Here is a 16797-nt window from a genome sequence, read left to right as displayed (position 1 = left end):
CACAACGTTCGGTGATTACGACGATCAGGCAGTCGCCTTGTCGTCCTTCTTAAGACTTGCAGGCGGCCAGTTGTCGAGGCGCATGCCGAGGGACAGACCGCGGGAGGCCAGAACGTCCTTGATTTCAGTCAAGGATTTCTTGCCAAGGTTCGGAGTCTTCAACAGCTCTACTTCGGTACGCTGAATCAGGTCGCCGATGTAGTAGATGTTTTCCGCCTTAAGGCAGTTAGCCGAACGTACAGTCAGTTCCAGATCGTCAACCGGGCGAAGCAGGATCGGATCGATCTCGTCTTCCTGCTCAACAACCACTGGCTCACTGTCACCCTTGAGGTCGACGAACGCAGCCAACTGCTGTTGCAGAATGGTTGCAGCGCGGCGGATAGCCTCTTCAGGATCCAGAGTACCGTTGGTTTCCAGATCAATAACCAGCTTGTCCAGGTTAGTACGCTGTTCGACACGGGCGTTTTCCACCACGTATGCGATACGGCGAACCGGGCTGAACGAAGAGTCAAGCTGCAAGCGACCAATGCTGCGGCTTTCGTCTTCATCGCTCTGACGCGAGTCGGCCGGTTCATAACCACGACCACGAGCTACAGTGAGCTTCATGTTCAGGGCGCCGTTAGACGCCAGGTTAGCGATTACGTGATCGGGGTTAACGATCTCGACATCATGATCCAGCTGAATATCGGCAGCGGTAACCACCCCCGAACCCTTCTTCGACAAGGTCAGCGTAACTTCGTCACGACCGTGCAGCTTGATAGCCAGACCTTTAAGGTTCAACAGGATTTCAATTACGTCTTCCTGTACACCTTCGATGGCGCTGTACTCGTGGAGCACACCGTCAATCTCGGCCTCGACTACTGCACAGCCGGGCATTGAGGACAACAAGATGCGTCGCAGCGCGTTGCCCAGGGTGTGGCCAAAACCACGCTCGAGAGGCTCGAGAGTGATCTTGGCGCGGGTTGGACTGACAACCTGCACATCAATATGGCGGGGTGTCAGGAACTCATTTACCGAAATCTGCATGGATGCACCTATTTTCTAGCCCTTACTTGGAGTAGAGCTCGACAATCAGGCTTTCGTTGATGTCGGCGGACAGATCACTGCGAGCTGGAACGTTCTTGAAAACGCCCGACTTCTTCTCAGTGTCTACTTCTACCCATTCTACGCGGCCACGTTGGGCACACAGATCGAGAGCTTGGACAATGCGAAGTTGGTTCTTTGCTTTCTCGCGAATCGCGACCACGTCACCAGCACGAACCTGGTACGACGGTACGTTTACGGTCTGACCGTTAACGCTGACGGATTTGTGCGATACCAGCTGACGGGATTCGGCACGAGTAGAGCCAAAACCCATACGGTATACAACGTTGTCCAGACGGCATTCGAGCAGTTGCAACAGGTTTTCGCCAGTTGCACCTTTCTTGCCAGCAGCTTCTTTATAGTAGCCGCTGAATTGACGCTCGAGAACGCCGTAGATACGACGCACTTTCTGCTTTTCACGCAGTTGGGTGCCGTAGTCGGACTGGCGACCGCGGCGTTGGCCGTGGATACCAGGTGCTGCTTCAATGTTGCACTTCGATTCGATCGCGCGCACGCCGCTCTTCAGGAAGAGATCGGTGCCTTCGCGACGAGCGAGTTTGCATTTTGGACCAATGTAACGAGCCATTCTTTACAATCTCCTGGATTACACGCGGCGCTTCTTCGGCGGACGGCACCCGTTGTGCGGGATTGGCGTCACGTCGGTGATGCTGGCGATCTTATAGCCACAGCCGTTCAAAGCACGGACAGCAGACTCACGACCTGGACCTGGACCCTTGACGTTAACGTCGAGGTTTTTCAGGCCGTATTCCAGCGCAGCTTGACCAGCACGTTCAGCAGCTACTTGAGCAGCAAACGGGGTGGACTTGCGGGAACCGCGGAAACCCGAACCACCGGAGGTAGCCCAAGAAAGCGCGTTACCTTGACGGTCGGTGATGGTCACGATTGTGTTGTTAAAAGATGCATGGATGTGGGCGATGCCATCAACCACTGTCTTTTTAACTTTTTTACGAGGACGAGCAGCAGGTTTTGCCATGATTAATTTCCTGTCGATTCGCTGGGGCGATTACTTGCGGATCGGCTTACGCGGACCTTTACGGGTACGCGCGTTAGTCTTGGTACGCTGACCGCGTACTGGAAGACCACGACGATGACGCAGACCGCGATAGCAACCGAGGTCCATCAAACGCTTGATTTTCATGTTGATTTCGCGACGCAGGTCACCTTCAGTGGTGAACTTCGCCACTTCGCCACGCAGCTGTTCAATCTGCTCGTCGCTCAGATCCTTGATCTTTGCGGCTGGGTTTACCCCAGTCACTGCACAAATTTTCTGTGCAGTAGTGCGACCAACACCATAGATGTAGGTCAGCGAGATAACAGTGTGCTTGTTATCTGGAATGTTAACGCCTGCAATACGGGCCATTCAGTGGGACTCCAATTGACAGCTACCTACGCCCCGGAAGCCAAGAAATAGGGCGCGAGATAATATCGCTGTAATAACAAATAATCAACCCGGCAGCGCACTAGCTGCCGGGCTTCAAGCGGATCACACTCAGCCTTGGCGCTGTTTGTGACGCGGTTCCGCGCTGCAAATTACTCGAACAACACCTTCGCGGCGAATAATCTTGCAGTTACGGCACAGCTTTTTCACCGATGCACGAACTTTCATCACCAACTCCTCGAACCTTATGGGTACTACTCAGCGCAACATGCCGCTGCCGTAACCCTTCAGGTTGGCTTTCTTCATCAGGGATTCGTACTGGTGCGAAACGAGGTGCGATTGTACTTGGGACATGAAGTCCATCACAACCACGACCACGATCAGCAACGAGGTCCCGCCAAGGTAGAACGGTACGTTTGCCGCAACCACCAGAAACTGGGGCAGCAAGCACACGGCCGTCATGTAAAGAGCACCGAACATGGTCAAGCGAGTCAAAACGCCATCAATATAGCGTGCAGACTGCTCTCCTGGACGGATACCCGGAATAAAGGCACCGGACTTCTTCAGGTTTTCCGCTACGTCTTTCGGATTGAACATCAACGCCGTATAGAAGAAGCAGAAGAAAATAATCCCTGCACTAAACAGCAGAATATTCAACGGCTGACCAGGAGCGATCGACTGCGAGATGTCCTGCAACCAGCCCATACCTTCAGACTGACCGAACCAGGCACCCAACGAAGCCGGGAACAGCAAAATGCTGCTCGCGAAAATAGCCGGAATAACACCGGCCATGTTCACCTTCAGCGGCAAGTGGCTGGTCTGCGCAGCAAAGACCTTGCGGCCCTGCTGGCGCTTGGCGTAGTGAACAGCAATACGACGCTGACCACGCTCAATGAACACCACGAAACCGATAATCGCTACTGCCAGCAAACCGATGGCAACCAAAGCGAAGATGTTGATATCGCCCTGACGCGCAGACTCGAAAGACTGCCCGATTGCTCTCGGAAGACCGGCGACGATACCCGAAAAAATCAACATCGAGATACCGTTGCCAACACCACGCTCAGTAATCTGCTCACCCAGCCACATCATGAACATCGCACCAGCCACAAAAGTGGATACCGCGACGAAATGGAAGCCAAAGTCACCAGTGAACGCAACGCCCTGCCCCGCCAGACCTATGGACATGCCAATAGCCTGAACCAGAGCGAGGACGACAGTGCCGTAGCGGGTGTACTGGCTAATCTTGCGACGACCAGCTTCACCTTCCTTCTTCAACTGTTCCAGCTGCGGGCTGACGGCGGTCATCAACTGCATGATGATCGATGCCGAAATGTACGGCATGATCCCCAGAGCAAAGATACTCATCCGTTCCAGCGCGCCGCCGGAAAACATGTTGAACAAGCTAAGAATGGTCCCCTCATTCTGTCGAAACAGGTCCGCGAGTCGGTCCGGGTTAATACCTGGAACCGGGATGTGTGCGCCTATTCGGTAGACGATAATCGCCAGGAACAGAAAACGCAGACGAGCCCAGAGTTCAGACATACCGCCTTTGCCGAGCGCAGAGAGAGCACCTTGCTTAGCCATTTATTCCTCGAACTTGCCGCCAGCTGCTTCGATAGCCGCACGCGCACCTTTGGTGGCGCCGATTCCCTTTCCGATGGTAACAGCGCGAGTAACTTCGCCGGACAGCATGATTTTCACACGCTGTACGTTGACGTTGATCACGTTGGCATCTTTCAGAGACTGCACAGTTACGATGTCGCCTTCCACTTTAGCCAACTCGGACAAACGCACTTCTGCGCGATCCATAGCCTTCAGGGAAACGAAACCGAATTTTGGCAGGCGACGATGCAGCGGCTGTTGACCGCCTTCAAAGCCTGGAGCAATAGTGCCACCAGAGCGGGAGGACTGACCTTTGTGGCCACGGCCACCGGTCTTGCCCAAACCACTACCGATACCACGGCCCGGACGATGCTTTTCGCGACGGGAACCCGGCGCTGGACTCAGATCATTGAGTTTCATCGATTAACCCTCGACACGCAGCATGTAGTAAGCCTTGTTGATCATCCCGCGATTCTCGGGAGTATCAAGTACTTCTACAGTGTGACCGATGCGACGCAGACCCAGACCCTTAACGCACAATTTGTGGTTAGGGATGCGGCCGGTCATGCTTTTGATCAGCGTAACTTTAACGGTAGCCATGATCAGAAGATCTCCTTGACGCTTTTGCCACGCTTGGCGGCAATGGATTCAGGAGACTGCATAGCCTTCAAACCTTTAAAAGTGGCGTGAACCACGTTTACCGGGTTAGTCGAGCCGTAGCACTTGGCCAGAACGTTCTGAACGCCAGCAACTTCGAGGACAGCACGCATAGCGCCGCCAGCGATGATACCGGTACCTTCAGAAGCAGGCTGCATGTACACCTTCGAAGCGCCGTGACCGGACTTCATTGCGTACTGCAGAGTGGTGCCGTTCAGATCAACTTGGATCATGTTGCGACGAGCAGCTTCCATTGCCTTCTGGATCGCAGCAGGCACTTCACGTGACTTGCCACGGCCGAAGCCAACACGCCCTTTACCATCACCTACCACGGTCAACGCGGTGAAAGTGAAGATACGGCCGCCTTTAACGGTTTTGGCTACGCGGTTAACTTGAACCAGCTTCTCAATGTAGCCTTCGTCGCGCTTTTGGTCGTTATTTGACATAACTTAGAACTCCAGCCCAGCTTCACGAGCAGCATCAGCCAGCGCCTTGACGCGGCCGTGGTACTTGAAGCCAGAGCGGTCGAAAGCCACCTGCGAGACGCCAGCGGCTTTTGCACGCGTAGCGACCAGCTGGCCAACCTTAGTGGCCGCGTCGATGTTGCCAGTGGCGCCATCACGCAGTTCTTTATCCAAAGTCGAGGCGGATGCCAGGACTTTGTTGCCGTCGGCCGAAATGACCTGGGCGTAGATGTGCTGCGACGAGCGGAACACGCAGAGACGCACGACTTCTAGTTCGTGCATTTTCAGGCGTGCTTTGCGAGCGCGACGCAGTCGAGTAACTTTTTTGTCGGTCATTTGCTATGCCCTACTTCTTCTTGGCTTCTTTACGACGGACGACTTCGTCCGCGTAGCGCACACCTTTGCCTTTGTACGGCTCTGGTGGACGGAAGTCGCGGATCTCGGCGGCCACTTGACCTACCAGCTGCTTATCGATGCCCTTGATCAGGATATCGGTCTGGCTAGGAGTCTCAGCGGTGATGCCTTCCGGCAGTTCATAATCCACTGGGTGCGAGAAGCCAAGAGCCAGGTTCAGCACTGTGCCTTTTGCTTGCGCTTTGTAACCAACACCGACCAGCTGGAGCTTACGCTCGAAGCCTTGGCTTACGCCTTGGACCATGTTGTTTACCAACGCACGAGTGGTACCAGCCATTGCGCGAGTTTGTTGATCGCCATTGCGAGCAGCGAAACGCAGCTCACCAGCTTCTTCAACAATCTCAACGGACGAATGGATGTTCAGTTCGAGAGTGCCCTTGGCACCCTTCACCGAAAGCTGTTGGCCTGCGAATTTTACTTCGACACCGGCTGGCAGCTTAACGGGGTTCTTAGCGACGCGTGACATGCTTATCCCCCCTTAGAACACAGTGCAAAGAACTTCGCCGCCGACACCGGCAGCGCGCGCAGCACGATCCGTCATCACACCTTTGTTGGTGGAGACGATAGACACACCGAGACCGCCACGAACTTTTGGCAGATCATCGACGGACTTGTACTGACGCAGGCCTGGACGGCTAACGCGCTTCACTTCCTCGATGACCGGACGGCCTTCGAAGTACTTCAGCTCGATGGACAGCAGTGGTTTGATTTCGCTGCTGATCTGATAACCCGCAATGTAACCTTCGTCCTTCAGGACTTTGGCAACAGCTACCTTCAAAGTAGAAGATGGCATGCTTACGACGGACTTTTCAGCCATCTGGGCATTACGGATTCGAGTTAGCATGTCCGCTAACGGGTCCTGCATACTCATGGGCTAGACGCTCCTAATACAAAAAAATTAGCCTTGCGGCTACTACTTGTCGCCGAGAACATCCGTACGAAAAAAGTACGGGCTCAGGCGAGCCGGGTATTCTAGACACACCCCACAAATGAATCAAGCCCCAATAGGGGCTTGATTCAAGTTCAATGTCACCAGCGGTCAGGATCTTGCGATCCCGAGCACCGAGACTTTGACAGTGCTTACCAGCTGGCTTTAACCAGACCAGGCACGTCACCACGCATTGCCGCTTCGCGCAATTTGTTACGGCCAAGGCCGAACTTGCGGTAAACGCCGTGCGGACGACCGGTCAGGCGGCAGCGGTTACGCATGCGCGAGGCGCTTGCGTCACGTGGCTGCTTCTGCAGAGCGACTGTTGCTTCCCAACGTGCTTCTGGACTTGCGTTCAGATCAACGATGATAGCTTTCAGTGCTGCACGCTTTTTGGCGTACTTGGCAACCGTGAGCTGACGCTTCAGCTCGCGGTTTTTCATGCTCATCTTGGCCATTTTCCTACTCCAATCAGTTGCGGAACGGGAATTTGAAAGCACGCAACAGGGCGCGACCTTCATCATCGTTCTTGGCAGTGGTGGTCAGGGTAATGTCCAGACCGCGGAGAGCATCGATCTTGTCGTAGTCGATTTCCGGGAAGATGATCTGCTCTTTAACGCCCATGCTGTAGTTACCACGACCATCAAAGGACTTGGCATTCAGGCCGCGGAAGTCGCGAACCCGAGGCAGGGAGATCGACAGCAGACGATCCAGGAATTCATACATACGCTCACGGCGCAGAGTCACTTTGACGCCGATCGGCCAACCTTCACGGACTTTAAAGCCAGCGATGGATTTCCGAGCATAAGTCACAACAACTTTCTGACCGGTGATCTTTTCGAGGTCAGCAACAGCGTGCTCAATGACTTTTTTGTCACCAACAGCTTCGCCCAGACCCATGTTCAGGGTGATCTTTGTAACGCGTGGAACTTCCATCACGTTCGAAAGCTTAAGTTCTTCCTTAAGCTTCGGTGCGATTTCCTTCCAGTAAATCTCTTTTAGTCGTGCCATGGTCTTCTACCTAGCAGTGTTCAAGCATCAACCGCTTTTTGGGTCGACTTGAAGACACGAATTTTCTTGCCGTCTTCTACTTTGAAACCAACGCGGTCAGCCTTGTTGGTTTCGCCGTTGAAAATGGCGACGTTAGAAGCGTCCAGTGGAGCTTCTTTTTCGACGATACCGCCTTGTACGCCCGACATCGGGTTAGGCTTGGTATGACGCTTAACCAGGTTCAGACCACCAATAACCAGACGGTTATTAGCGAGAACCTTAAGCACCTTACCGCGCTTACCTTTGTCTTTGCCGGCGATCACGATGATCTCGTCGTCACGACGAATCTTTTGCATGTCGGATCTCCTTACAGCACTTCTGGGGCGAGCGAGACGATCTTCATGAACTTCTCAGTACGAAGTTCACGGGTCACTGGCCCAAAGATACGGGTGCCGATCGGCTCTTGCTTGTTGTTCAGAAGAACAGCAGCGTTGCCATCAAAGCGGATAATGGAGCCATCAGCACGGCGTACGCCGTGACGAGTGCGGACTACAACAGCAGTCATCACTTGGCCTTTTTTCACTTTACCGCGCGGAATTGCTTCCTTGACGGTAACTTTGATGATGTCACCGATACCAGCGTAACGACGATGGGAGCCACCCAGCACCTTGATGCACATAACGCGGCGAGCGCCGCTGTTATCGGCCACATCGAGCATGGATTGAGTCTGAATCATATAATTTCTCCGACCCCTAGTCCTTAGACTTCCACAGCGCGTTCGAGAATATCAACCAGCGCCCAAGACTTGGTCTTGGCCAGCGGACGAGTTTCACGAATAGTGACTTTGTCGCCGATGTGGCACTGATTGGTTTCGTCGTGCGCGTGCAGCTTAGTCGAACGCTTAACGTATTTACCGTAGATCGGGTGCTTTACGCGACGCTCGATCAGAACGGTGATGGTCTTGTCCATTTTGTCGCTGACAACACGGCCAGTCAGCGTACGGACGGTTTTTTCGGCTTCAGCCATGATTACTTACCTGCCTGCTGTTTGAGCACAGTCTTCACGCGAGCGATGTCACGCTTAACTTGCCGGAGCAGGTGAGACTGCCCCAACTGGCCAGTTGCTTTCTGCATGCGCAGATTGAACTGGTCGCGCAGCAGGCCGAGCAGTTGCTCGTTAAGCTGCGGCGCGTCTTTTTCACGAAGTTCATTCGCTTTCATCACATCACCGTCCGTTTAACAAAAGCGGTGGCGAGCGGCAGCTTTGCAGCAGCCAGGGCAAAAGCCTCACGCGCCAGCTCTTCAGAAACGCCCTCGATTTCATACAGGACTTTGCCTGGCTGAATCTGGGCAACCCAGTACTCCACACTACCCTTACCTTTACCCATCCGAACTTCGAGGGGCTTTTTGGAAATAGGCTTGTCCGGGAATACACGGATCCAGATCTTGCCACCACGTTTAACGTGGCGGGTCAGTGCACGACGCGCTGACTCGATCTGACGAGCGGTGAGACGACCACGAGCTACAGACTTCAGCGCGAACTCGCCGAAGCTGACTTTGCTACCGCGCTGAGCCAGACCACGGTTGTGGCCTGTCATCTGCTTGCGGAACTTCGTACGCTTTGGTTGCAACATTTGGCGTACCCCTTACTTAGCAGCTTTTTTACGAGGCGCTGGTGCTTGTGGTTTCAGTTCTTCTTGGCGACCACCAATTACTTCGCCTTTGAAGATCCAAACCTTTACACCGATCACACCGTAAGTGGTGTGAGCTTCGTAGTTGGCATAGTCGATGTCGGCACGCAGGGTGTGCAGTGGCACACGACCTTCGCGATACCATTCAGTACGTGCGATTTCAGCACCGCCGAGACGACCGCTCACTTGGATTTTGATGCCTTTGGCACCAATACGCATGGCGTTCTGTACTGCGCGCTTCATAGCGCGACGGAACATTACGCGACGTTCCAGCTGCTGAGCTACGCTCTGCGCAACCAACATACCGTCGAGCTCCGGCTTGCGGATTTCTTCGATATTGATGTGCACAGGCACACCCATTTGTTTGGTCAGGTCCTGACGCAGTTTCTCAACATCTTCACCTTTCTTCCCGATAACGATACCTGGACGAGCAGTGTGGATGGTGATACGTGCAGTTTGGGCCGGACGATGGATATCGATACGGCTTACGGACGCGCTTTTTAATTTGTCTTGGAGATACTCACGCACCTTCAGATCAGCGAACAAATAGTCCGCATAAGTCCGACCGTCTGCGTACCAGACGGAGGTGTGCTCCTTGACGATTCCCAGGCGAATGCCAATGGGATGTACTTTCTGACCCATCTCTTCGACTCCGTTACTTGTCAGCAACCTTGACAGTGATATGGCAAGACCGCTTGACGATGCGATCAGCACGGCCTTTGGCACGTGGCATGATTCGCTTCAGCGAACGCCCTTCGTTGACGAAAACGGTGCTGACTTTAAGGTCATCAACGTCTGCGCCTTCGTTATGCTCGGCGTTGGCTACGGCCGACTCCAGCACTTTCTTCATGATCTCGGCGGCTTTCTTACTGCTGAAAGCCAACAGGTTGAGCGCTTCGCCCACCTTCTTCCCGCGGATCTGGTCGGCGACCAAGCGGGCTTTCTGGGCGGAGATTCGAGCGCCCGACAACTTAGCGGCTACTTCCATCGTTCCTTACCCCTTAACGCTTGGCTTTCTTGTCTGCCACGTGCCCACGATATGTGCGGGTACCGGCAAACTCGCCCAGTTTGTGGCCGACCATGTCTTCGTTCACGAGAACTGGAACATGTTGACGACCGTTATGCACTGCAATGGTCAAACCGACCATTTGTGGCAGGATCATCGAGCGACGCGACCAGGTTTTCACTGGTTTGCGATCGTTCTTTTCCGCCGCCACTTCGATCTTCTTCAGTAGGTGAAGATCAATAAAAGGACCTTTTTTCAGAGAACGTGGCACTGTCGTATCCCTCTATTTACTTGCGACGACGGACGATCATTTTGTCGGTACGCTTATTACCACGAGTCTTCGCGCCCTTAGTCGGGAAGCCCCATGGCGATACCGGATGACGACCACCAGAGGTACGACCTTCACCACCACCATGTGGGTGGTCAACCGGGTTCATGGCAACACCACGAACGGTTGGGCGAACGCCACGCCAGCGCTTGGCACCAGCCTTACCCAGCGAACGAAGGCTGTGCTCGGAGTTCGAGACTTCACCCAAGGTCGCACGGCATTCAGCCAGTACTTTACGCATCTCACCAGAACGCAGACGCAGGGTCACGTAGACACCTTCACGAGCGATCAACTGAGCCGAAGCACCAGCGGAACGAGCGATTTGCGCGCCTTTACCTGGCTTCAATTCGATGCCGTGTACGGTGCTACCAACTGGAATGTTACGCAGTTGCAGAGCGTTGCCCGGCTTGATCGGCGCCAAGGCACCTGCGATCAGCTGGTCACCAGCACTCACGCCTTTAGGGGCGATGATGTAGCGACGCTCGCCATCTGCGTACAGCAGCAGAGCGATGTGAGCAGTACGGTTTGGATCGTATTCAATACGCTCGACAGTGGCAGCGATGCCATCTTTGTCGTTGCGACGGAAATCGACCAGACGATAATGCTGCTTATGGCCACCACCGATGTGACGAGTGGTAATACGACCATTGTTGTTACGACCACCAGTCTTCGATTTTTTCTCGAGCAGCGGTGCGTGAGGAGCGCCTTTATGCAGCTCCTGGTTGACCACCTTGACCACAAAACGGCGGCCAGGGGAAGTCGGTTTGCATTTAACGATTGCCATGATGCACCCCTTCCTTACTCAGCACTGCTGCTGAAATCGAGATCTTGGCCTGGCTGAAGGGAGATAACTGCCTTCTTCCAGTCATTACGCTTGCCCAGACCGCGAGCAGTGCGCTTGCTCTTACCCAGAACATTCAGGGTAGTAACACGCTCTACTTTCACGCTGAACAGGCTTTCGACGGCCTTCTTGATTTCCAGCTTGGTTGCGTCAGTTGCAACCTTGAAAACGAACTGGCCTTTCTTGTCAGCCAGAACCGTAGCCTTCTCGGAAACGTGCGGGCCAAGCAGAACTTTAAATACGCGTTCCTGGTTCATCCCAGCAGCTCCTCGAATTTCTTCACGGCCGACACGGTGATCAACACCTTGTCGTATGCGATCAGACTAACTGGATCGGAACCTTGCACGTCACGTACATCAACGTGTGGCAGGTTGCGAGCAGCCAGGTACAGGTTCTGATCAACTACTTCAGACACGATCAAGACGTCAGTCAGGCCCATGCCAGTCAGTTTGTTCAGCAGATCTTTGGTCTTCGGTGCATCAACAGCGAAGTCCTGAACCACTACCAGTCGATCAGTACGCACCAGCTCAGCAAGGATGGAACGCATTGCTGCGCGATACATCTTCTTGTTCAGCTTCTGGGTGTGATCCTGAGGACGAGCTGCGAAAGTGGTACCGCCGCCGCGCCAAATAGGGCTACGGATAGTACCGGCACGAGCACGGCCAGTACCTTTCTGACGCCAAGGGCGCTTACCGCCACCACGAACGTCGGAACGGGTCTTTTGCTGCTTGCTACCTTGACGGCCGCCGGCCATGTAGGCCACGACTGCTTGGTGAACCAGCGTCTCGTTGAATTCGCCGCCAAATGTCAGTTCGGAAACTTCGATCGCTTGAGCGTCATTTACATTTAATTGCATGTCAGCTTCCCCTTAACCGCGAGCCTTGGCTGCTGGACGTACAACCAAGTTGCCGCCAGTAGCGCCAGGAACAGCGCCCTTGACCAACAACAGATTGCGTTCAGCGTCCACGCGCACTACTTCGAGGGACTGCACGGTCACGCGCTCAGCGCCCATATGACCGGACATTTTTTTGCCCTTGAATACACGACCAGGAGTCTGGCACTGGCCGATAGAGCCTGGAACGCGGTGGGACACGGAGTTACCGTGGGTATTATCTTGCCCGCGGAAGTTCCAACGCTTGATCGTACCCTGGAAGCCTTTACCTTTGGACTGACCGGTTACATCAACCAGTTGACCAGCAGCGAAGATTTCAGCATTGATCAGATCGCCGGCCTGGTACTCGCCTTCTTCAAGACGGAATTCCATTACGGTACGACCAGCGGCAACGTTCGCTTTAGCGAAGTGGCCAGCCTGAGCAGCTGTAACACGCGAAGCACGACGCTCGCCTACAGTGACTTGCACTGCACGATAGCCATCGGTCTCTTCAGTTTTGAACTGGGTGACGCGATTCGGCTCGATCTCAATGACCGTGACCGGAATGGAGACACCTTCTTCGGTGAAAATACGGGTCATACCGCATTTACGACCGACTACACCAATAGTCATGTTGTAAACCTCATGAGTGTACGGGGCTTTCACCCGCTATGGCCGCCCATTTCAGAGCGTTACACGACTAAGACCGAGTCTTAGCCGAGGCTGATCTGCACTTCCACACCGGCCGCAAGATCAAGCTTCATAAGAGCATCAACGGTTTTATCCGTTGGCTGGACGATGTCCAGAACGCGCTTATGAGTGCGGATCTCGTACTGGTCACGCGCGTCTTTGTTGACGTGCGGTGAAACCAGAACGGTGAACCGCTCTTTACGGGTAGGCAGTGGAATTGGACCACGCACTTGAGCACCAGTACGTTTCGCGGTTTCCACGATTTCCTGGGTGGATTGGTCGATCAGGCGATGGTCAAAAGCCTTCAACCTGATACGGATTTGCTGATTTTGCATTGGATTTCAGACTCCGGCTGCTATTCCCACCGAGCGCAATACGCCCGTTAAAAGGAGGCGCAATTCTATAGACGGGCTAACTGAGTGTCAACCCAATAAAAAAGCCCCCGCAAGCGGGGGCTTTTTCATTCAATCAACGCTTAAGCGATGATTTTGGCTACGACGCCAGCGCCGACGGTACGACCGCCTTCACGAATAGCGAAACGCAGACCATCTTCCATTGCGATGGTTTTGATCAGGGTGACAACCATTTTGATGTTGTCGCCCGGCATTACCATTTCAACGCCTTCCGGCAGTTCGCAGTTACCGGTCACGTCAGTGGTCCGGAAGTAGAACTGTGGACGGTAGCCTTTGAAGAAAGGAGTGTGGCGACCGCCTTCTTCTTTGCTCAGCACGTACACTTCGGCTTCGAAGGTAGTGTGTGGCTTAACCGAACCTGGCTTGACCAGAACCTGGCCACGCTCAACGTCGTCACGCTTGGTGCCGCGCAGCAGCACACCGCAGTTCTCGCCAGCACGACCTTCGTCGAGCAGCTTACGGAACATTTCAACACCGGTGCAGGTGGTGACGGTAGTGTCACGCAGACCAACGATTTCCAGTGGGTCTTGAACCTTGACGATACCGCGCTCGATACGACCGGTTACAACAGTACCGCGACCGGAGATCGAGAATACGTCTTCGATTGGCATCAGGAACGGCTTGTCGATAACACGGACCGGATCTGGAATGTAGCTGTCCAGAGTCTCTACCAGTTTACGAACGGCAGTGGTGCCCATTTCGTTGTCATCAAGACCGTCCAGAGCCATACGAGCAGAACCGATGATGATCGGAGTGTCGTCGCCCGGGAAATCGTAAGTGCTCAGCAGATCGCGCACTTCCATCTCAACCAGTTCCAGCAGCTCTGCGTCGTCTACCAGGTCAGCCTTGTTCAGGAAAACCACGATGTACGGAACGCCTACCTGACGGGACAGCAGGATGTGCTCACGAGTTTGCGGCATCGGACCATCAGCGGCCGAGCAAACCAGGATCGCGCCATCCATCTGAGCAGCACCAGTGATCATGTTCTTCACATAGTCAGCGTGACCTGGGCAGTCAACGTGAGCGTAGTGACGGATCAGCGAGTTGTATTCAACGTGCGCAGTGTTGATGGTAATACCACGAGCTTTTTCTTCTGGCGCGCTGTCGATCTTGTCGAAGTCAACACGGGCAGAACCGAAAACTTCGGAGCAAACGCGAGTCAGAGCAGCAGTCAGAGTGGTTTTACCATGGTCAACGTGACCGATGGTGCCAACGTTGACGTGCGGTAGGGAACGATCAAATTTTTCTTTAGCCACGACAATTAACTCCTTGCCTAAAGGACTGAATCAGCCTTGTTTTTTGGATACGGTTTCAGCGATATGCGCTGGAGCCGTATTATATTTTTTGAATTCCATAGAGTAGCTTGCGCGACCTTGGGACATGGAACGAACGTCAGTTGCGTAACCGAACATTTCACCCAACGGGACCTCGGCGCGAATTACTTTGCCGGAGACCGTGTCTTCCATACCCAGGATCATGCCACGACGACGGTTAAGGTCGCCCATCACATCACCCATATAGTCTTCAGGTGTTACGACCTCTACCGCCATGATCGGCTCAAGCAACTCACCACCGCCCTTCTGGGCCAGCTGCTTGGTCGCCATGGATGCAGCCACCTTAAACGCCATCTCGTTAGAGTCGACGTCGTGGTAAGAACCATCAAACACGGTTGCCTTCAGGCCGATCAGCGGATAGCCGGCGACTACGCCGTTCTTCATCTGCTCTTCGATACCTTTCTGGATAGCCGGGATGTATTCCTTAGGAACCACACCACCTACTACTTCGTTCACGAATTGCAGACCTTCCTGACCTTCGTCAGCAGGAGCAAAACGAATCCAGCAATGGCCGAACTGACCACGACCGCCGGATTGACGAACGAACTTACCTTCGATTTCACAGTTCTTCGTGATGCGCTCACGATAGGAAACCTGAGGCTTACCAATGTTGGCTTCGACGTTGAACTCACGACGCATCCGGTCAACCAGGATGTCCAGGTGCAACTCGCCCATGCCGGAGATGATCGTTTGACCAGTCTCTTCATCAGTCTTGACGCGGAAAGATGGATCTTCCTGAGCAAGCTTACCCAGAGCGATACCCATTTTTTCCTGGTCATCCTTGGTCTTAGGCTCTACGGCAACCGAAATAACCGGCTCCGGGAAGTCCATGCGAACCAGGATGATTGGCTTGTCAGCGTTGCACAAAGTCTCACCAGTGGTGACGTCCTTCATGCCGATCAAGGCCGCGATGTCGCCAGCGCGCACTTCCTTGATTTCTTCACGGGCGTTTGCGTGCATTTGCACCATACGACCCACGCGCTCTTTCTTGCCTTTAACCGAGTTGATCACGCCGTCGCCGGAGGCCAACACGCCCGAGTAAACTCGAACAAAGGTCAAGGTACCCACGAATGGGTCGGTAGCGATCTTGAACGCCAGAGCCGAGAACGGCTCGTTGTCGTCTGCATGACGCTCCAGCTCGATAGTCTCGTCATCCGGGTCAGTACCCTTGATGGCAGGAATCTCGGAAGGAGCAGGCAGGTAGTCGATAACGGCGTCGAGAACCAGGGGAACACCCTTGTTCTTGAAGGAAGAACCGCAAACAGCCAGAACGATCTCACCAGCGATAGTACGCTGACGCAGAGCCGCCTTGATTTCCGCGTTGGTGAGTTCTTCACCTTCGAGGTACTTGTTCATCAGCTCTTCGCTGGCTTCTGCCGCAGCTTCAATCATGTTGCCGCGCCATTCGTCAGCCAGCTCCTGCAGTTCAGCAGGGATAGGCTTACGAACTGGAACCATGCCTTTGTCAGCGTCATTCCAGTAAACAGCTTCCATAGCCATCAGATCGATCTGGCCCTCGAAGTTGTCTTCGGAACCGATAGCCAACTGGATTGGCACCGGAGTGTGCCCCAGACGCTGCTTGATCTGACCGATAACACGCAGGAAGTTAGCACCAGCACGGTCCATCTTGTTTACGTAAACAAGACGTGGAACGCCGTATTTGTTGGCTTGACGCCATACGGTTTCCGACTGAGGCTCAACACCCGAGGTACCGCAGAACACAACGACCGCGCCGTCGAGAACACGAAGGGAACGCTCAACTTCAATAGTGAAGTCAACGTGGCCCGGGGTGTCGATGACGTTGAAACGGTACTGATCCTTGTGCTGCTTCTCGGAACCCTGCCAGAAGGCGGTAATGGCAGCAGAAGTAATGGTAATACCACGCTCCTGCTCCTGAACCATCCAGTCAGTGGTCGCGGCGCCGTCATGCACCTCGCCCATTTTGTGACTTTTGCCAGTGTAAAAAAGGACGCGCTCGGTGGTGGTGGTTTTACCAGCATCCACGTGAGCAACGATACCAATGTTACGGTAGCGATTAATCGGTGTTGTACGAGCCATAAAGCCCTCGCAAAATTAGTGACGCT

29 protein-coding genes are annotated in these 16797 nt (G+C 54.0%); all 29 read right to left on the bottom strand.

Features of this window, described 5'->3' with window-relative positions; genetic code table 11:
• Positions 1–24 precede the first annotated feature (24 nt).
• Positions 25–1026: a DNA-directed RNA polymerase subunit alpha gene (locus tag ACQR3R_RS25800; protein ID WP_003186012.1), complete on the bottom strand. Its 1002-nt coding sequence runs from the start codon at positions 1024–1026 to the stop codon at positions 25–27.
• Between the two features lie 22 nt (positions 1027–1048).
• Positions 1049–1669, bottom strand: a complete 621-nt coding sequence (rpsD, locus tag ACQR3R_RS25795; protein WP_003210056.1) for a 30S ribosomal protein S4 — start codon at positions 1667–1669, stop codon at positions 1049–1051.
• A gap of 18 nt (positions 1670–1687) precedes the next feature.
• A complete protein-coding gene (gene rpsK, locus ACQR3R_RS25790) occupies positions 1688–2077 on the bottom strand; it encodes a 30S ribosomal protein S11 (RefSeq protein WP_002555466.1) in 390 nt (129 codons plus the stop codon).
• Between the two features lie 30 nt (positions 2078–2107).
• Positions 2108–2464 (bottom strand): 30S ribosomal protein S13, encoded by a 357-nt coding sequence (gene rpsM / locus ACQR3R_RS25785; RefSeq protein ID WP_003186020.1) that lies wholly within the window; start codon positions 2462–2464, stop codon positions 2108–2110.
• Positions 2465–2593: 129 nt separating this feature from the next.
• Positions 2594–2710: a 50S ribosomal protein L36 gene (gene rpmJ / locus ACQR3R_RS25780; RefSeq protein WP_002555468.1), complete on the bottom strand. Its 117-nt coding sequence runs from the start codon at positions 2708–2710 to the stop codon at positions 2594–2596.
• Positions 2711–2740: 30 nt separating this feature from the next.
• Positions 2741–4069, bottom strand: coding sequence for a preprotein translocase subunit SecY (secY, locus tag ACQR3R_RS25775; RefSeq protein ID WP_003228718.1), 1329 nt, complete (start codon positions 4067–4069; stop codon positions 2741–2743).
• Positions 4070–4507, bottom strand: coding sequence for a 50S ribosomal protein L15 (gene rplO / locus ACQR3R_RS25770; RefSeq protein WP_007896782.1), 438 nt, complete (start codon positions 4505–4507; stop codon positions 4070–4072).
• 3 nt (positions 4508–4510) lie between these two features.
• On the bottom strand, positions 4511–4687 hold the full coding sequence (gene rpmD / locus ACQR3R_RS25765; protein WP_003186033.1) for a 50S ribosomal protein L30: 177 nt from the start codon (positions 4685–4687) through the stop codon (positions 4511–4513).
• Between the two features lie 2 nt (positions 4688–4689).
• Positions 4690–5190: a 30S ribosomal protein S5 gene (gene rpsE, locus ACQR3R_RS25760; protein WP_007943782.1), complete on the bottom strand. Its 501-nt coding sequence runs from the start codon at positions 5188–5190 to the stop codon at positions 4690–4692.
• A gap of 3 nt (positions 5191–5193) precedes the next feature.
• Entirely contained in the window at positions 5194–5544 is a 351-nt protein-coding gene (gene rplR / locus ACQR3R_RS25755; RefSeq protein ID WP_003186037.1) for a 50S ribosomal protein L18, read from the bottom strand.
• A 10-nt stretch (positions 5545–5554) separates the two neighbouring features.
• Positions 5555–6088: a 50S ribosomal protein L6 gene (gene rplF, locus ACQR3R_RS25750; protein WP_003176412.1), complete on the bottom strand. Its 534-nt coding sequence runs from the start codon at positions 6086–6088 to the stop codon at positions 5555–5557.
• Between the two features lie 12 nt (positions 6089–6100).
• Positions 6101–6493, bottom strand: a complete 393-nt coding sequence (gene rpsH, locus ACQR3R_RS25745) for a 30S ribosomal protein S8 (RefSeq protein ID WP_003186040.1) — start codon at positions 6491–6493, stop codon at positions 6101–6103.
• A 209-nt stretch (positions 6494–6702) separates the two neighbouring features.
• A complete protein-coding gene (gene rpsN / locus ACQR3R_RS25740; RefSeq protein ID WP_003176414.1) occupies positions 6703–7008 on the bottom strand; it encodes a 30S ribosomal protein S14 in 306 nt (101 codons plus the stop codon).
• Positions 7009–7021: 13 nt separating this feature from the next.
• On the bottom strand, positions 7022–7561 hold the full coding sequence (gene rplE, locus ACQR3R_RS25735; protein WP_003176415.1) for a 50S ribosomal protein L5: 540 nt from the start codon (positions 7559–7561) through the stop codon (positions 7022–7024).
• A 20-nt stretch (positions 7562–7581) separates the two neighbouring features.
• A complete protein-coding gene (rplX, locus tag ACQR3R_RS25730) occupies positions 7582–7896 on the bottom strand; it encodes a 50S ribosomal protein L24 (protein ID WP_003176416.1) in 315 nt (104 codons plus the stop codon).
• Positions 7897–7907: 11 nt separating this feature from the next.
• On the bottom strand, positions 7908–8276 hold the full coding sequence (rplN, locus tag ACQR3R_RS25725) for a 50S ribosomal protein L14 (protein WP_002555479.1): 369 nt from the start codon (positions 8274–8276) through the stop codon (positions 7908–7910).
• A gap of 23 nt (positions 8277–8299) precedes the next feature.
• Positions 8300–8566: a 30S ribosomal protein S17 gene (gene rpsQ, locus ACQR3R_RS25720; protein ID WP_003444370.1), complete on the bottom strand. Its 267-nt coding sequence runs from the start codon at positions 8564–8566 to the stop codon at positions 8300–8302.
• 2 nt (positions 8567–8568) lie between these two features.
• Positions 8569–8760 (bottom strand): 50S ribosomal protein L29, encoded by a 192-nt coding sequence (rpmC, locus tag ACQR3R_RS25715; protein WP_008030901.1) that lies wholly within the window; start codon positions 8758–8760, stop codon positions 8569–8571.
• Positions 8760–9173, bottom strand: coding sequence for a 50S ribosomal protein L16 (gene rplP, locus ACQR3R_RS25710; protein WP_007896757.1), 414 nt, complete (start codon positions 9171–9173; stop codon positions 8760–8762). The genes rpmC and rplP overlap by 1 nt, the downstream gene beginning before the upstream one ends.
• 12 nt (positions 9174–9185) lie before the next feature.
• The gene (gene rpsC / locus ACQR3R_RS25705) at positions 9186–9872 is read right to left on the bottom strand and encodes a 30S ribosomal protein S3 (protein WP_003176422.1); all 687 of its coding nucleotides are present in this window, start codon (positions 9870–9872) and stop codon (positions 9186–9188) included.
• Positions 9873–9885: 13 nt separating this feature from the next.
• Positions 9886–10218, bottom strand: a complete 333-nt coding sequence (rplV, locus tag ACQR3R_RS25700; protein ID WP_003103908.1) for a 50S ribosomal protein L22 — start codon at positions 10216–10218, stop codon at positions 9886–9888.
• Between the two features lie 13 nt (positions 10219–10231).
• Positions 10232–10507 carry a 30S ribosomal protein S19 gene (gene rpsS / locus ACQR3R_RS25695; protein ID WP_002555486.1) on the bottom strand — a complete coding sequence of 92 codons (276 nt, stop codon included), beginning with the start codon at positions 10505–10507 and terminating at the stop codon, positions 10232–10234.
• 16 nt (positions 10508–10523) lie between these two features.
• Positions 10524–11348, bottom strand: coding sequence for a 50S ribosomal protein L2 (gene rplB / locus ACQR3R_RS25690; protein ID WP_003210080.1), 825 nt, complete (start codon positions 11346–11348; stop codon positions 10524–10526).
• Positions 11349–11362: 14 nt separating this feature from the next.
• On the bottom strand, positions 11363–11662 hold the full coding sequence (gene rplW, locus ACQR3R_RS25685) for a 50S ribosomal protein L23 (RefSeq protein WP_002555488.1): 300 nt from the start codon (positions 11660–11662) through the stop codon (positions 11363–11365).
• Positions 11659–12261 carry a 50S ribosomal protein L4 gene (gene rplD, locus ACQR3R_RS25680; protein WP_007896707.1) on the bottom strand — a complete coding sequence of 201 codons (603 nt, stop codon included), beginning with the start codon at positions 12259–12261 and terminating at the stop codon, positions 11659–11661. The genes rplW and rplD overlap by 4 nt, the downstream gene beginning before the upstream one ends.
• A gap of 12 nt (positions 12262–12273) precedes the next feature.
• Complete coding sequence (rplC, locus tag ACQR3R_RS25675; RefSeq protein WP_003186059.1) at positions 12274–12909, bottom strand: 50S ribosomal protein L3; 636 nt, start codon at positions 12907–12909, stop codon at positions 12274–12276.
• A gap of 80 nt (positions 12910–12989) precedes the next feature.
• Positions 12990–13301: a 30S ribosomal protein S10 gene (gene rpsJ, locus ACQR3R_RS25670; RefSeq protein WP_003186070.1), complete on the bottom strand. Its 312-nt coding sequence runs from the start codon at positions 13299–13301 to the stop codon at positions 12990–12992.
• 140 nt (positions 13302–13441) lie between these two features.
• Entirely contained in the window at positions 13442–14635 is a 1194-nt protein-coding gene (gene tuf, locus ACQR3R_RS25665) for an elongation factor Tu (protein ID WP_003210085.1), read from the bottom strand.
• A gap of 30 nt (positions 14636–14665) precedes the next feature.
• Positions 14666–16771 carry an elongation factor G gene (gene fusA, locus ACQR3R_RS25660; protein ID WP_428276673.1) on the bottom strand — a complete coding sequence of 702 codons (2106 nt, stop codon included), beginning with the start codon at positions 16769–16771 and terminating at the stop codon, positions 14666–14668.
• Positions 16772–16797 lie beyond the last annotated feature (26 nt).

Source organism: Gordonia sp. IEGM753, from assembly GCF_050321825.1.
Lineage (GTDB): Bacteria > Pseudomonadota > Gammaproteobacteria > Pseudomonadales > Pseudomonadaceae > Aquipseudomonas.
Note: the sequence above shows the minus strand (reverse complement) of the source record. Positions and strands in the feature narration are given on the sequence as shown.

Coding starts and splice junctions, on each gene's coding strand:
- rpmJ (WP_002555468.1), bottom strand. CDS start 2,710: ATGAAAGTTCGTGCATCGGTGAAAAAGCTGTGCCGTAACTGCAAGATT.
- rpsQ (WP_003444370.1), bottom strand. CDS start 8,566: ATGGCTGAAGCCGAAAAAACCGTCCGTACGCTGACTGGCCGTGTTGTC.
- rpsD (WP_003210056.1), bottom strand. CDS start 1,669: ATGGCTCGTTACATTGGTCCAAAATGCAAACTCGCTCGTCGCGAAGGC.
- rpsN (WP_003176414.1), bottom strand. CDS start 7,008: ATGGCCAAGATGAGCATGAAAAACCGCGAGCTGAAGCGTCAGCTCACG.
- rplX (WP_003176416.1), bottom strand. CDS start 7,896: ATGCAAAAGATTCGTCGTGACGACGAGATCATCGTGATCGCCGGCAAA.
- rplR (WP_003186037.1), bottom strand. CDS start 5,544: ATGACCGACAAAAAAGTTACTCGACTGCGTCGCGCTCGCAAAGCACGC.
- rplF (WP_003176412.1), bottom strand. CDS start 6,088: ATGTCACGCGTCGCTAAGAACCCCGTTAAGCTGCCAGCCGGTGTCGAA.
- ACQR3R_RS25800 (WP_003186012.1), bottom strand. CDS start 1,026: ATGCAGATTTCGGTAAATGAGTTCCTGACACCCCGCCATATTGATGTG.
- rpmD (WP_003186033.1), bottom strand. CDS start 4,687: ATGGCTACCGTTAAAGTTACGCTGATCAAAAGCATGACCGGCCGCATC.
- secY (WP_003228718.1), bottom strand. CDS start 4,069: ATGGCTAAGCAAGGTGCTCTCTCTGCGCTCGGCAAAGGCGGTATGTCT.
- rplC (WP_003186059.1), bottom strand. CDS start 12,909: ATGACTATTGGTGTAGTCGGTCGTAAATGCGGTATGACCCGTATTTTC.
- rplO (WP_007896782.1), bottom strand. CDS start 4,507: ATGAAACTCAATGATCTGAGTCCAGCGCCGGGTTCCCGTCGCGAAAAG.
- rpsE (WP_007943782.1), bottom strand. CDS start 5,190: ATGTCAAATAACGACCAAAAGCGCGACGAAGGCTACATTGAGAAGCTG.
- fusA (WP_428276673.1), bottom strand. CDS start 16,771: ATGGCTCGTACAACACCGATTAATCGCTACCGTAACATTGGTATCGTT.
- rpsM (WP_003186020.1), bottom strand. CDS start 2,464: ATGGCCCGTATTGCAGGCGTTAACATTCCAGATAACAAGCACACTGTT.
- rplP (WP_007896757.1), bottom strand. CDS start 9,173: ATGTTGCAACCAAAGCGTACGAAGTTCCGCAAGCAGATGACAGGCCAC.
- rpsJ (WP_003186070.1), bottom strand. CDS start 13,301: ATGCAAAATCAGCAAATCCGTATCAGGTTGAAGGCTTTTGACCATCGC.
- rplV (WP_003103908.1), bottom strand. CDS start 10,218: ATGGAAGTAGCCGCTAAGTTGTCGGGCGCTCGAATCTCCGCCCAGAAA.
- rplN (WP_002555479.1), bottom strand. CDS start 8,276: ATGATTCAGACTCAATCCATGCTCGATGTGGCCGATAACAGCGGCGCT.
- rpsH (WP_003186040.1), bottom strand. CDS start 6,493: ATGAGTATGCAGGACCCGTTAGCGGACATGCTAACTCGAATCCGTAAT.
- rpsC (WP_003176422.1), bottom strand. CDS start 9,872: ATGGGTCAGAAAGTACATCCCATTGGCATTCGCCTGGGAATCGTCAAG.
- rplW (WP_002555488.1), bottom strand. CDS start 11,662: ATGAACCAGGAACGCGTATTTAAAGTTCTGCTTGGCCCGCACGTTTCC.
- rpsK (WP_002555466.1), bottom strand. CDS start 2,077: ATGGCAAAACCTGCTGCTCGTCCTCGTAAAAAAGTTAAAAAGACAGTG.
- rplB (WP_003210080.1), bottom strand. CDS start 11,348: ATGGCAATCGTTAAATGCAAACCGACTTCCCCTGGCCGCCGTTTTGTG.
- rpmC (WP_008030901.1), bottom strand. CDS start 8,760: ATGAAAGCGAATGAACTTCGTGAAAAAGACGCGCCGCAGCTTAACGAG.
- rplE (WP_003176415.1), bottom strand. CDS start 7,561: ATGGCACGACTAAAAGAGATTTACTGGAAGGAAATCGCACCGAAGCTT.
- rplD (WP_007896707.1), bottom strand. CDS start 12,261: ATGCAATTAAATGTAAATGACGCTCAAGCGATCGAAGTTTCCGAACTG.